9 protein-coding genes are annotated in these 14,444 nt (G+C 63.1%); 8 read left to right on the top strand and 1 reads right to left on the bottom strand.

Translation table 11 applies throughout. The features are described 5' to 3' along the window. Positions 1 to 102: 102 nt before the first annotated feature. Positions 103 to 1,008, top strand: coding sequence for a DUF6685 family protein (locus tag NA645_RS07215; protein WP_256048327.1), 906 nt, complete (start codon positions 103 to 105; stop codon positions 1,006 to 1,008). A 161-nt stretch (positions 1,009 to 1,169) separates the two neighbouring features. Here NA645_RS07215 and NA645_RS07210 read toward each other — a convergent pair whose 3' ends face one another. Then, positions 1,170 to 6,020 carry an NAD-glutamate dehydrogenase gene (locus tag NA645_RS07210; RefSeq protein ID WP_256048205.1) on the bottom strand — a complete coding sequence of 1,617 codons (4,851 nt, stop codon included), beginning with the start codon at positions 6,018 to 6,020 and terminating at the stop codon, positions 1,170 to 1,172. Between the two features lie 280 nt (positions 6,021 to 6,300). Between NA645_RS07210 and NA645_RS07205 the strand changes: the two genes are divergently transcribed. The 7 genes from NA645_RS07205 to NA645_RS07175 all read left to right on the top strand — a co-directional run bounded on the left by NA645_RS07205 (position 6,301) and on the right by NA645_RS07175 (position 14,441). Further along, positions 6,301 to 7,260 (top strand): AAA family ATPase, encoded by a 960-nt coding sequence (locus tag NA645_RS07205; RefSeq protein ID WP_131648486.1) that lies wholly within the window; start codon positions 6,301 to 6,303, stop codon positions 7,258 to 7,260. Beyond that, entirely contained in the window at positions 7,260 to 8,228 is a 969-nt protein-coding gene (locus NA645_RS07200) for a DUF58 domain-containing protein (RefSeq protein WP_256048204.1), read from the top strand. The genes NA645_RS07205 and NA645_RS07200 overlap by 1 nt, the downstream gene beginning before the upstream one ends. Continuing rightward, positions 8,225 to 8,719 (top strand): DUF4381 domain-containing protein, encoded by a 495-nt coding sequence (locus tag NA645_RS07195; RefSeq protein WP_256048203.1) that lies wholly within the window; start codon positions 8,225 to 8,227, stop codon positions 8,717 to 8,719. Before NA645_RS07200 ends, NA645_RS07195 begins: the two co-directional genes overlap by 4 nt. Beyond that, positions 8,712 to 9,728, top strand: coding sequence for a vWA domain-containing protein (locus NA645_RS07190; RefSeq protein WP_256048202.1), 1,017 nt, complete (start codon positions 8,712 to 8,714; stop codon positions 9,726 to 9,728). Before NA645_RS07195 ends, NA645_RS07190 begins: the two co-directional genes overlap by 8 nt. Further along, a complete protein-coding gene (locus tag NA645_RS07185) occupies positions 9,725 to 11,443 on the top strand; it encodes a vWA domain-containing protein (RefSeq protein ID WP_256048201.1) in 1,719 nt (572 codons plus the stop codon). The genes NA645_RS07190 and NA645_RS07185 overlap by 4 nt, the downstream gene beginning before the upstream one ends. Next, entirely contained in the window at positions 11,440 to 13,059 is a 1,620-nt protein-coding gene (locus NA645_RS07180) for a BatD family protein (protein WP_256048200.1), read from the top strand. Before NA645_RS07185 ends, NA645_RS07180 begins: the two co-directional genes overlap by 4 nt. A gap of 158 nt (positions 13,060 to 13,217) precedes the next feature. Further along, the gene (locus tag NA645_RS07175; protein WP_256048199.1) at positions 13,218 to 14,441 is read left to right on the top strand and encodes a CmpA/NrtA family ABC transporter substrate-binding protein; all 1,224 of its coding nucleotides are present in this window, start codon (positions 13,218 to 13,220) and stop codon (positions 14,439 to 14,441) included. Positions 14,442 to 14,444: the final 3 nt, after the last annotated feature.

The raw sequence follows: 14,444 nt of genomic DNA, 5'->3' as shown, positions 1-14,444 counted from the left end.
GGTATCCGAATATCTCATCTTCGAGCAAAAGCTCGGCAAACACGGTGCACGGCCTCGTCCGCTCTGCCACACTTCGACCGTTGCCCCATGCGTTCATCCACAATGATGAGCTTGCCCGAGCCGATGCCACCCGTGACTTCCCGAATCGCCAGATTTGCCCAGTGCCTTGGGCTGACCGGCAAATCGCCGCGCCAGATTCTTGAGCACGCCAGCCAGATCCGATTGCCGTTCGCCCCACTCTGCGAACCGGCACCGAGCATCTTCTGGAGCGACGGACCGTGCCTGCAGCGATTCGTCGACCTCCCCAGAAGCGCCCTGTCCGGCCCGATACAGGAAGACAAGGCCCGAGCTCGCGCGGCTTTGATGCGGCTCGTGCGTCAGGAGCAGAGCAGCCATCGGGCAATCGACCTGCGACAGATCGACGGGCTCGGTGGCCAAAGCGCCGACGGAATGACCTATCCGACGTTCGAAGCCCTGGCTGCCACACCAGCCTGCCGTCAACTCCGCGTGATCAGCTATAAGGATTTCGTGCGGACCATTACCACCGCCCTGCCCGATTTTCTAACTCGGGCTTCGATCGAGCTTCGTCAGGCCAGTTGGCTGGGCGAGCGCATCTACTGGTCGGGTGAATACCATGCCGAAGCCTTCGCCTGTGCGATCGCCTATGCGCGACTGCGTGGTCTGGAGGTGAGCCTGCCTTGCGAGCTGACCGACTACCGGCTCGACGCGGGCGGGCTGCATACTCTGGATAACGAATACCACGCCATCACCATGCCAGCGCAGGCCTGGAACGATCGTGAATTCATGGGGCTGTTGCTGGAAGCGAAGATCCCGTACGCCCGCTTGACGCTTTTGCGAAACGCCAACAACACTGAATTGCTCCTGCTGGACAAGCGACAGCCGGCCGCCAATGCCCTTGGCGAAGGGCTGAAACTGGCCGGAGCGCCGGACATGGTGCGTTATCTACACACGCTGCCTCAGATAACCCGTTTTCGGCTGGGCAACTAACCCGCACAAGGGAACTGGACGCCGTTCCTGTCGCGGGAGCAGCGATACGAGACGAACCCAACGCGTGACCACAGCTCGATCACACAAAAACGCCGGTGCAAATGCACCGGCGTTTCAGTAAGCGCAACCAACTGCAGAGCAGTCCGGCAGCCAGCCGTTACCTACTGCTGCGTGCTGTTCAGCGCCAAGTCCTGCAACTCGCGACCAGCGACGGCGTACATTGCGTAGTCGACACTGCTGGCGCCCTGCAACTCGACCAGCATCCGCCGCCAGCGCTGGACCTGATACTCACGCTGCGCCAGCCAGAGCTGAACCCGCTCATCCAGATCTTCCGGTGCGTCACTCATCTGCAGCACCGACACCGTGATCGCACGCTGCTGAGCATCGAGATCATCGCGGAAACTCTCTCGCGCCAGCGCCTGCCAGTTGTTCTCGACCGGAAGCGCGGTGATTTGCTGCAGATACCAGGGCAACTCCAGCGCGCCCCCGACGGCAAAATAGGCTGCGGCGACGTCAGCCGGTGGCTGGCCGGTCTTGTCGGCGGCTTCGAGGATTGGCAACAAGGTGTACAGGTGGTTGGTGCCAGCCACCATCCGCGCCAGCAACTCGGGGACGCCTGCCTCGGTGTAACGCTCGTAACGGCCCTGCCACAACTCACGCGTACCGCCTTGCAGCAGCGCGTCGAGCTTAAGGCCTAGCGCCGCCACACGCGGTCCGAAATGAGCGATGTCACGTGCCGCGTCCAGTTCGTTGCGACGGTTGCGCAGGAACCAGCGAGTCGCACGGCGGCCCAGTCGCATGAGCTCATTCATCAGATTGAGCTGCAGCTCGGCCGGCACCTTGTAATCCAGCGCTTCGATCTGGCGGAACCAGTGCGGCAGATGGAAGATGTCCCGCACGATCACGTAGGCGCCAGCGACGTTCGCGGCGCTCAGGCCGGTGGCCTCTCTGAGGCGCTGCACGAAGGTGATGCCCATATTGTTGATCAGGTCGTTGGCGATCTGCGTGCTGACGATCTCGCGCTTGAGGCGATGCTGCAGCATCGGCTGACGATAACGCTCGCTCAGCAGCTGCGGGAATGCGCTCTCCATCTCCCGCGCCAGATAGGCATCGTCCGGCACGCGTGACTGCAGCAGCGCCTCTTTCAGATCGATCTTGCTGTACGAAATGAGCACCGACAGCTCGGCGCGCGTCAGCCCCTGGCCCTGGCTTGCGCGCTCAGCCAACGCCTCGTCGCTCGGTAGGAATTCCAGCGCACGATCCAGCAATCCATCGGCTTCAAGGCCGCTGATCAACCGCTTGTACTCACCGCCGCCTTCACGGGCACGGTGCTGCGCTTGCGACAGCGCCTGGGTCTGCTTGTAGTTGTCATGCAACACCAGTTCGGCCACCGCATCGGTCATCTCGAACAGCAACTGATCACGCTGCTTGCCAGTCATGTCGCCGGCGCTGACGATCTCGTTGAGCAGGATCTTGATGTTGACCTCATGGTCGGAGCAGTTGACCCCACCGGCGTTATCGATGAAGTCGGTGTTCGAGGCACCACCGTGCAGGCCGTATTCGACCCGCCCCAGTTGCGTGACGCCCAGGTTGCCGCCCTCTCCGATCACTTTGGCCCGCACTTCGTTACCGTTGACGCGCAGCACGTCGTTGGCCTTGTCGCCTACATCGGCGTGGCTCTCCATGCTGCTCTTGATGTAGGTACCGATACCGCCGTTCCAGAGCAGATCGACCGGCGCCTTGAGCAATGCATGAATCAGTTCGGCAGGTGTGAGCTGATCCGCGGCGATGTCGAAACGCGCTTTCATCTGCGGGGTGATCGCGATGCGCTTGGCTGACCGCGAAAAAACGCCGCCGCCCGCCGAAATCAGCGAGACATCGTAATCGGCCCAGGACGAACGCGGCAGATCGAACAGACGCTTGCGCTCGATGAAGCTGCGCGCGGCATCCGGATCGGGGTCGATGAAGATGTGCAGGTGGTTGAACGCCGCGACCATCTGCAGGGTTTCGGACATCAGCAAGCCGTTGCCGAAAACATCACCGGCCATATCGCCGATGCCGATCACGCTGACCGGATCGCGCTGAACGTCGATGCCACGTTCGCGGAAATGCCGCTGCACCGAGACCCAGGCCCCTCTGGCAGTGATACCCATCTTCTTGTGGTCGTAACCCGCCGAGCCACCGGAGGCAAAGGCATCGCCCAGCCAGAAATCGTATTCGGCGGCGATGCCGTTGGCGATGTCGGAAAAGGTCGCGGTACCCTTGTCGGCCGCCACTACCAGATAGGGATCGTCTTCGTCATAGCGCAACACGTTGACCGGCGGGACGACGTTGCCGTCCTTGAGGTTGTCGGTTATATCCAGTAAGCCACTAATGAAAATCCGATAGCAGGCGATCCCTTCGGCCAACACCTCGTCGCGCGAGCCGCTTGTCGGCAGCCGGCGCGGAACGAAGCCGCCCTTGGCACCACCCGGCACGATGATCGCGTTCTTCACCTGCTGCGCCTTCACCAGCCCCAACACCTCGGTGCGGTAATCCTCTTCACGATCCGACCAGCGCAGCCCACCACGCGCCACCTTGCCACCTCGCAGATGAACGCCTTCGACCCGGGGCGAATAGACGAATATCTCGAATTTCGGTGCCGGTCGCGGCATCTCCGGAATCGAGCGGGGATCGAGCTTGAAGCTGAAATAGCTTTTCAATTTCCCGCTGGCATCGGTCTGGTAGAAGTTGGTCCGCAGCGTCGCCTTGATCAGGGCCAGGTAGCGCCGCAGGATGCGATCTTCGTTCAGTACCGCGACATCATCCAGAGCAGTGACGATGGCCTGCTCCAGGCGTGCCTGCTTGTCGGCCAGATCTTCTTCGCCGAGCTTGCGCGCCAGGTAGAAACGCATCTTGAACAGGCGTACCAGTTCGCGGGCGATGTCGGTGTGGTTGAGCAATGCGCTGGCGATGTATCCCAGATCGAAGCCCATGCGGATCTGCTTGAGATAGCGTCCATAGGCGCGCAGCAGCGCCACTTCACGCCAGGTCAGGCCGGCAGTCAGCACCAGTCGGTTGAAGGCATCGTTTTCCGCCTGGCCGTTGTGTATGGCAATGAAGGCATCCTGCAGCGGCTCGTTGATCTCCATCAGGTCGATTTCCAGACCTTCGGCGTAGGTAAAGGCGAAATCGTGAATCCAGTATTCGCGCCCATTTTTGTGCCGCAGATGGAAGGGAAACTCGCCGAGCACCCGCAGGCCGAGGTTTTCCAGGATGGGCAGCATGTCCGACAAAGGCAGAGGCGTGTCGAGGTGATACAGCTTGCAGTGCAGGCGATTCTCAGCGGCGGTGATCGGCTGGTAAAAGCTCATTACCAGCGGCCGTTCTTCGCTCAGGCTCAGCACATGCTGCATGTCCACCGCAGCCGAATGCGGCGCAAAGCGTTCGCGGTAGCCAGCCGGAAAACCCTTGGCAAAATCGGCGAGGATGCCGGTGCCCTGCCCCTCGCCGAAGCGCTCGATCACTACGCTGGAATAATCGTCCTGCCAGGTGCGGCAGGCCTGCACGATTTCCCGTTCCAGTTGCGCCGCGTCGAACTGCACCTGCTTGCCCGGATCCACACGCAGCAGGAATTGCACGCGAATGAGCACGGATTCGGAGAAGTAAGTGGAGAATTCGCAGCCGCTGGCTTCCAGCCGATCCATCAGCACCTGTTGAATGCGCAATCGCGTTTCGGTCGAATAACTGTCACGCGGAACATAGACCAGGCAGTAGAAAAAGCGGCGGTAAGGGTCGGTGCGCAGGAACAACCGCAGTTTGTTCCGTTCCTGGATCTGCACGATGGCGATCGCGGTGTCGAACAACTGATCCAGGGTCATCTGGAACAGCTCATCGCGCGGCAGCACTTCGAGTACCTGGATCAGCTCCTTGGCCAGATGCGCCGAGTCGTCGAAGTGAGAGCGCTCGACCACCTGCGCGACCTTGCTGCGGATATAGGGAATCCGCCGCACGCTCTGGGTGTAGACCGACGAGGTGAAGAGCCCGAGGAAACGACATTCCTTGACCACCCGCCCCTGTTCGTCGAACTCGCGGATGGAAACGAAATCGGGATAGGCCGGGCGATGCACCCGGCTCGGCGTCGCTGCCTTGGCGAACGACAGCAGCAGCGGCTCGCGTAGATAGGCCAGGGCCGGCGACATGATCAGCTGATCGCTTTCCTCCAACCCGGTGCGCAGCGTACGTGACAAGCCCAGCAGTGACGACTCGTCATACACGATGCGCCCGCCGTCACCCTGATCCACCACGGTGAATTCTTCATAACCGAGGAAGGTGAAGTGGTCATCGGCGAGCCAGCGCATGAAATCCATTATCTCCGTCAGCTGCCCGTCGCCGGCCTGCTGCGGCAATGCGCTCAGCCGGGCGCAATGCTCCTCGGCCTTGGCCTTCATGGGCGGGAAGTCGTTCACGGTAATACGCACGTCGGCGAGCACGGCATGCAGCGACTGCTCCAGTTCGCGCAAGGCAGCGGCACTGGCGCAGCGGTCTATCTCGACGAAGATCAACGACTCGGCCTTGCTGTCCTCGGCGGAGCGCCCTTTAGGCAGCAGCTCGATCAGGCTGCCATCGGCGTTCCGGCGAACCTGTAGCACGCTGTTCTGTAGCGTATGAATCGCATAACCGCGGCGGGTCAGCTCCATCCGTACCGAGTCCACCAGGAACGGCATATCCGGATGCAGCACCTCGACCACACTATGGGTCGACTGCCAACCGTGCTTCTCGTAGTCAGGATTGAAGACATGCACCTCCGGACTGGCCGGATCGAAACGCTCCAACAGACGCCAACTGGCAAGTGTCGAACCGACGAGATCGGTCATGCGTCGCTGGGTGAGTTCGGGCAGGGCGACAATTCCGAAGAACTGCTCGGCGAAAAGTCCCACTTGTGGCAGGAGTCTCTCGTCGACATGCTGCGCCAGGGCCACTTGCAGTTGTTGCTGAAAGTCGGCTTTGCTGGCAGCGGTAAAGAACGCCATTGGTTCGCTCCATTCTGGCTTGAGATTCGGTTAAGGCAGTCGCGGCACCAGACTGGCGGCGCAACGTTCAAGTTCAACGGTAGTTCAGCAGACAAGGATTGCATCAATATGAGCCTGCCCGACCCGGCGAGCCATAGGCGCTGCCAAGCTGTCTCCAATGCGTTGGTACCTCCTGAGGCGACGAAGTTGCCGAGCCGCGCATAGCTCGCTCCCCGGCAAATGAATTAAAGTCGCGACGTCGAGCGCCCCGCCCCGACATTCCCAGCAGAAGAGCTCAGCGATGGTCCACCGTGAAGCAATAGTCGCCTTGCGACAGTTCCTATCAACCCAGATCCTCGGCCAGGAACGGCTAATCGAGCGTTTGCTGATCGCTTTGCTGGCCGACGGGCATTTGCTCGTCGAAGGCGCTCCGGGCCTGGCCAAGACCCGCGCGATCAAGGAGCTGGCCGGTGGCCTGGAGGCCGAATTCCATCGCATTCAGTTCACCCCGGACCTGCTTCCGGCCGACATCACTGGCACGGAAATATACCGCCCGGAAACCGGTAGCTTCGTGTTTCAACAGGGCCCGATCTTTCACAATCTGGTACTGGCCGACGAAATCAATCGCGCCCCGGCAAAGGTCCAGTCGGCGCTGCTCGAAGCCATGGCCGAGCGCCAAGTCAGCGTCGGCCGCAGCACCTACGACCTGTCGCCCCTGTTTCTGGTAATGGCTACGCAGAACCCCATCGAGCAGGAGGGCACGTACCCACTGCCGGAAGCGCAGCTCGACCGCTTCCTGATGCATGTGAAGCTGGGCTTTCCCGATGCCTCGGTGGAGCGGCGCATCCTTCAGCAGGCCCGTGGCGAGGCCATCAACGGCGAAACCCCTCCGGAACACCGCGTCTCGCAGCAAGCCATCTTCGCCGCGCGTAAGGAAATTCTCGGCCTGTATATGGCCGATGCGGTGGAGGAATATTTGGTGCAGCTAGTCATGGCGACCCGCACGCCCGCCAAGTTCGATGCCGAGCTGGCCGGCTGGATCGCTTATGGCGCCAGCCCGCGCGGTTCGATCTCGCTGGATCGCTGCGCCCGCGCCCACGCTTGGCTGGCGGGCCGCGATTTCGTCAGCCCGGAAGACATCCAGGCCATGCTGTTCGATGTGCTGCGCCACCGGCTAATCCTCTCGTTCGAAGCGGAAGCCGCCGGCATCGATCAGGATCGAGTGCTGCAACGCATCCTCGACGTGGTCGCGGTGGCCTGATGCAACCCTCGCCATCGTCTGGCAGCGACGCGACGCCCTCGCCTGAAGCTGGCATTCGCCTGAGCCTGGCCCAGCTGATCGACATGCGTCACCGCGTCAGGGAAGTTCCGTTGTTTTCTACCCCCCACCGCCGCAGCCCACTGGTCGGTCTGCATCACTCCAAGCTCCGCGGGCGCGGTGTGGATTTCGACCAGGTGCGCATCTATCAGGCGGGCGACGATGTGCGCACCATCGACTGGCGGGTAACGGCGCGCACTCAGGAGCCCCATACCAAGCTGTTCCACGAGGAGCGCGAACGGCCCATTTACATCCTTGTGGAACAAAGCCCCCGGTTGTTCTTCGGCAGTGGTCTGGCCTTCAAATCGGTACTGGCCGCTCAGGCTGCCAGCCTGGTCGGCTGGGCCGCGCTGAGTCACAACGACCGCGTCGGCGGCCTGGTTTTTGGCTGTGGCGAGCAGCACGAGGTAAAACCCCGGCGCAGCAAGCAGAGCCTGTTGCAGCTGCTCGATCGTCTGGCCCGCGCCAACGCCAACTTGAATACCGACCAGAATTGCGATGCCGACGCCTTCGGCATGGCCCTCAGGCGCGCCCGCGAAGTGCTGCGTCCCGGCAGCCTGGCGGTGATCGTCTGCGACGAGCGCACCCTGAGCGATGCCGCCGAACAGCAGCTGACCTTGCTCGCCCGCCACGTCGACCTGTTACTGATTCCGGTGTTCGATCCGCTCGACCACGCCCTGCCCGCTGCCGGCCTGCTGCGCTTCGCCCAGTCTGGCGCACGGCTGGAGCTGGACAGCCACGATGCCGCCATACGTCAGGCCTACCGCAGCCAGGGCGAGGCCCGCACCGCTCGGTGGCGCCGTCTGGCAGATCGCCTGCGACTGCCGTTGATGCCGCTCGACACCCAGCGCGAGCTAATCGAGCAGCTGCGTGAACACCTCAGCGTGCAGCATCCTGGGGCGCCCCGATGAGCTCGCTCGATCAGCTCGAACCCCTTATGGCTCCTGCTCCGATAAGCGCCTGGCCACCCGCACCCGGCTGGTGGTTTCTCGCTGCGTTACTGCTCAGCCTCGTTCTGCTCGTACGTTTACGCCCGTGGCAGCATTGGAAGCGAGACGACACGACCGAAGTCGAGCCGACCCTCGAACCTCAACGACAAATCGCCCTCGACGAACTCGCACAGCTGAACAAACCCTACGGCGGCCAGCCGGCCAACCTGTGGCTGCAGCAGCTTAATGCACTGCTCAAGCGCCTCTGTCGAACCCGTTATCCGGACGCCCATCCGCATACGCTCAGCGGGCGTGCCTGGCTGGCGTTTCTCGACAATCGCTGCCCAGCGGCTGGCCTGACGCGCTGGATGGTGCTGGTCGAAGGTGTCTATCGCGCCGAATGCCGACTTGATGACAAGGCCATCCAAGGGTTGGAGCAGGCCGTGCAGATCTGGATTCGCAAACATGTTTGATCTGGCATGGCCGTGGGTCTTCCTGCTGCTGCCGCTGCCCTGGGTGCTGCGCAGGCTGTTGCCGGCCGCCGACAGCGGCGATGCCGCCTTGAAGGTCAGCTTTCTCGACGACCTGGAGGCACTGGCCGGTCGCCGCGCCATGGTCACGCTGCCGGCGTGGCGCCAGCAACTTCCGTATCTGCTGGTCTGGTTGCTGCTGCTGTTCGCCGCTGCCAGGCCGCAATGGCTCGGCGAGCCGTTACCACTGCCCACCAGTGGCCGCGACCTGCTACTAGCGGTGGATGTTTCCGGATCGATGGACTACCCCGACATGCAATGGCAGGGCGAGGAGATCAGCCGGCTCGAACTGGTCAAGCGCCTGCTCGGTGACTTCATCATCGAGCGGCGCGGAGACCGTGTCGGGCTGATCCTGTTCGGTAGCCAGGCCTATTTGCAGGCTCCGCTGACCTTCGATCGGCAAACCGTGCGTACCTGGCTCGACGAGGCGGCCATCGGCATCGCCGGTGGCAACACGGCCATTGGCGATGCCATCGGGCTGGCCGTCAAACGGCTGCGTGAGCGCCCAGCGGACAGCCGGGTGCTGGTACTGGTCACCGACGGCGCCAACAACGGTGGCGAGATCGAGCCGCTACTGGCCGCTCGCCTGGCTGCGACGCAAGGCATCAAGGTGCATACCATTGGCATCGGCGCCGACGCGGAAAGCGGCGGCGTGCTCCAGCGTTTCGGCTTCAATGTCGGCGCCGAACTGGACGAGCCGACGCTACGGGCAATCGCTGAACAAACCGGTGGCGAATACTTCCGGGCGCGTTCGAGCAGCGAATTGGTCGCCGTCGGCGCGGCACTCGATCAGCTCGAACCCGCCGCGCAACAACCGACCCAGGCGCGCGTCGCCGATGCGCTCTATGTCTGGCCATTGTCCGCCGCCTTGCTGATCAGCCTGCTGCTGGTTGCAAACAGCCTCTGGCACTCATCGCTGCAACGCCTGTTCTGGCGTGGAGAGCGGCCATGATGGAGTTTTTGCCGCAGCTGCTTCGACCCTTCTGGTTACTGATTCTGCCGTTGCCAATCTGGCTGCTGTGGCGGCTCTGGCATCGCCAGCGGCAGATCGGCCGCTGGCAGCGCCTGTTGCCCGAAGCATTTCACGCCGCCTTGCTGACACGCGGCAGGCTGCGCAACAGCCGACGCCCCTGGCTGGTGCTCGGCGCGGCCTGGCTGCTTGCCTGTCTGGCGCTGCTCGGACCGAGCTGGCAGCAGGCCGAGCAGCCGAGCCTGTCACGCGCCGATCCGCTGGTGGTACTGCTCGATACCACGCCCGCCATGCTCGCCGCCGACGTTCGGCCCACCCGCCTGGAACAGGCCAAACACGAGATCCTCGATCTGTTGCAGACCCGCCCGGATGCACAGACCGCAGTGGTGGCGTTCGCCGGCAGTGCTCACACGCTGGTGCCGCTGACCAACGATATCGCCACGACCCAGAACCTCTTGGATGCCCTCCAGCCCGAGCTGATGCCGGAGCCGGGGCACCGGGCGGATCTGGCCGTTGCCCATGGCATCGGCTTGCTCGCTCAGGGTGGCCATGAACGTGGCCGGTTGCTGCTGATCGGTAGCCAACTGGATGAACGGGAGCGCTCCGCGATCGCCACGCTGCTGGAGGACAGTTCCGTGCAGCTGCTGATACTGGGCATCGGCACCGAGCAAGGCGCGCCGATCGCCCGCGAAGACGGCAGCTTTATGAAAGATGACAACGGCGCCATTCTGATTCCAAGGCTCGACGACAGTGGTTTGCGCCGCTTCGCCAGCGAAATCGGCGGGCGCTATCAGCAGGCGCGGCTCGATGAAAGCGACTTGCATGCGCTGGGATTACTGGCACGCACCGGCGAGATCGTGACCCGAGACGACACCACTCGCCTCAGCGCCTGGCTGGATCAAGGGCATTGGCTGCTGCTGCCGTTGCTGTTGCTGGCCGCCTGTGCCGGCCGTCGCGGCTGGTTGTTCTGTTTGCCGCTGATCGTCTTCATGCCGCAACCGTCCAGCGCATCGGGCATGCAAGATCTGTGGTCGCGCCCGGATCAGCAAGGCATACGCCTGCTCGAATCCGAACGTCCCGCCGAAGCCGCAGAGCGCTTCGAAAACCCGCAATGGCGAGGCTACGCTCTTTACCAGGCCGGCGATTTTGCCGGTGCCGCCGAGCAATTCGGTAAGGGTGATACCGCCGCGGACCATTACAACCGGGGTAACGCACTGGCGCGCAACGACGGGCTGGAAGCGGCGATCGAAGCCTACGATCAGGCATTGGCGCTCGACCCGGCGCTGGAACACGCCCAACGTAACAAGGCCACCGTCGAAGAAATCCTGCGCCAGCGCCAGCAACAGGCGCAGCAGGAGCAAGCCCCCGACGACCAGCCTGCCCAGGATGCGTCGCCCGATGCCGAGCAAAGGCCTTCGACCAGCGGTTCGGCGGCCAGTCGACCCGAAGCCACCGAGCCGGTCGACGCGGATGAAGCCAGCGATAACGGCGAAAACGCCACACCCGCCGCGGCGCCAGATCCGATCGAACAGGGCGAAACGGAGGAATCACTTGCCCACTCCCAGCTGGGCTCACACGATCCCGAGCAGGATCAGGCGATGGATCAATGGCTGCGCAAGATTCCCGACAACCCCGGCGAGTTGCTACGCCGCAAATTCCTTTACGAACAACGCAAGCGCCAGGAAACGATTAGATGACGCGGCTGATGACACTGGTGTTTCTGCTCATGCTCGGCTGCCAGGCGAGCGCCTCTGCGCTGGTCGCGCGGGTCGATCGCACCCAGCTGAGCCTGGATGAAACCGTCGAGTTGACGCTCGAAACCGGGGATATCACGGCGTTCGGCAGACCGAACCTGCAGCCGCTCGATGGCCTGTTCAAGGTGTTCGACAGCCGCCAGGTCAACCAGCTGTCCGGTGCCAACGGCGAGGCGCGTACCACCACACGATGGTTGATCACGCTTCAGCCGCTACAGACCGGCTACGTGGTGATTCCGCCATTGCAGCTGGGCGACTGGCGCAGCGAACCCATCACGCTGCATGTCAGCGAGCCCGGGAACGAAGGCAGCGACACGCTGGCGCCAATATTCATCGACTCCAGCCTCGACCAAGACAGCGTTTACGTCCAGGCGCAGGTGGTGCTGACCCTGCGCATTTACCATTCCGTGTCGCTCTACGACGACAGCACGCTCTCGCCCTTGCAGATGAGCGATGCGCTGGTCGAGCGGCTTGGCGAGCCGCGCACTTACGAAAAAGACATCAATGGAATACGTCACGGCGTGATCGAGATCCGCTATGCGCTGTTCCCGCAGAAAAGCGGCACGCTGAGCATTCCCGCGCAGCTATTCAGCGCGACCACCGTGGCCTCGAACGGTGCCTTTTACGGTTCTCGCTTCGGCAAGTCCACCCAGGTCAAATCCCCCGAGATTCCGCTAGAGGTCAAAGCCAAGCCGGCCGAATATCCCGCCGATGCGCCCTGGCTTCCGGCGACCAACCTGACCCTGGTCGAAGCCTGGAGTCCGCAACCGCAGGACGCCCAGCTGGGCGAGGCCCTGACGCGCAGCCTGATGCTGAAGGCCGAAGGCCTGTCCAGCACTCAGCTGCCGCCGCTCGAATCGCCGTCGGTGGCTGGACTGCGGCGTTATCCCGACCAGCCAAGCCTGAACGACGAGGTCACCGACAAGGGCGTCACCGGCAGCCGCGAGCAGCGTGAGGCGCTCGTTGCGACAGGCGCTGGGGAATACGTGCTGCCAAGCGTGGAGCTGGTCTGGTGGAACACCGGCGAAGACCGCCTGGAGCGCAGTACCCTGCCCGAGCGAGTGCTTCAGGTGGCTGAAAACCCCGAATTTCAACAAGCGCCGATCGAGCATCCAGACACGCCGCAGGCGCAGACCGAAACACGGCTATGGCCATGGCAGCTGAGCAGCGCAGTGCTGGCCCTGACCACCCTGCTCGGCTTCGGCCTGTGGCTACGGGCACGCAGCCAGCCGGCGGTAATCCGCACGGTACAGAGCGGTCCGACACCACGCAGCCTGCTCGACGACCTCAAGCGCGCCTGTCTGGCCAACGACACCCAGGCGACCCGCCACGCGCTCGACGCCTGGGCGCGTCAACAACCAGAAACACTGGCGGACATGGCGGCACGCTTCGTCCCGCTGTCCGATGCGCTGGATGGCTTGAACGGCGCGCTCTACAGCGAGACCGGTCAGCGCTGGCAGGGTGAGGCGCTATGGCAGGCCATCCAGAATCTGCCGGCCGCTCAACCGACCGCCACCGAGGCGGAAAACGGCGCCTTGCCGCCGTTGTATCCGCGCTGAAACTCCACCTGCGTAGCGCACCGCCTGCTGTCTGAACCGGAAGCGGGCGGAATCGTTTTCCCTTTGGCATGTGGCTTGCTTCGTCAGGCACATGATCTCTCAGCGCATCAGCCACCTCCCGTGGCGATCGCGTCCAGCATGTCAAAGGTCCCGTTCGCATGACTCATCCCAACACGCCGCCACGGCCCGACCTATTGGCTTGGGTTGCGGGCAGCGATGCACCGGAAAAACGCGTCGTCAATCTCGGATTCATGGCCCTGACCGATGCCGCATCGCTGATCGTTGCCGCCACACAGGGCTTCGCTCAACCCTACGGCCTGACCCTCAACCTGCAACGGCAAACGTCCTGGTCGAATATTCGCGACAAACTGATCAAGGGCGAGCTGGACGCCGCCCATGGTCTGTACGGTTTGATCTATGCCGTACATCTGGGGATCGGCGGCAGCGCGCCGATAGACATGGCGGTGCTCATGGGTCTGGCTCAGAACGGCCAGAGCATCAACTTGTCCAGCGCCCTCAAGACGTCGGGCGTGACCGATCCCGAAGCACTCAGCCGCTGCGTGCGCCAGAGCGGTGCAAAGCTTGTCCTGGCGCAAACCTTCCCTACCGGCACGCATGCCCTCTGGCTTTATTACTGGCTGGCGGCCTACGGCATCCATCCGCTGAAAGACGTGCGCACGCTGGTGGTGCCGCCTTCGCAAATGGTGGCGCACCTGCGGGCAGGTCGCATCGATGGCTTCTGCGCCGGCGAGCCCTGGGGCGCTCAGGCGATACGGGAAGACATGGGCTTCACCCTGGCCACCAGCCAATCGATCTGGCCCGACCATCCGGAAAAGGTGCTGGGCTGCACACGCGCCTTCGTCGAGCAATATCCCAACACTGCCCGTGCACTGGTCATGGCGATCCTCGAAGCCAGTCGCTTTATCGACGAGAGCCAGGAGAATCGGCGCAGCACCGCGCAGTTGATCGCCGGCAGCGGCTACGTCGATGCACCGGTGGCCGCCATCGAGCCGCGTTTTCTCGGCCAGTATGAAGACGGCCTGGGGCGCGCCTGGCAGGACGAGTACCCGCTACGCTTCTTCGGCAATGGCGAGGTGAACATGCCCTACCATTCCGACGGCCTCTGGTTCATGACCCAACTGCGCCGCTGGGGCCTGTTGCGCGAAGATCCGGACTACCTCGCCGTTGCGCAGAAGGTGCAGCAAACCAGCCTCTACAGCGATGCGGCGACGGCATTGAACATTTCGGTGCCGGACTCGGTCATGCGCAGCGCCGTGCTGATGGATGGCAGTCGCTGGGACGGCAGCGATCCGGCCGTCTATGCACGCAGTTTCGCCTTGGATGGCCTAACCGAAACCGCCGCGCTGCCCGAGCCGAGCTAAGGG

This window comes from Stutzerimonas stutzeri (genome assembly GCF_024448955.1).
GTDB classification, from domain to species: Bacteria; Pseudomonadota; Gammaproteobacteria; order Pseudomonadales; family Pseudomonadaceae; genus Stutzerimonas; species Stutzerimonas stutzeri_AQ.
This window is presented reverse-complemented; position numbering and strand designations above follow the sequence as displayed.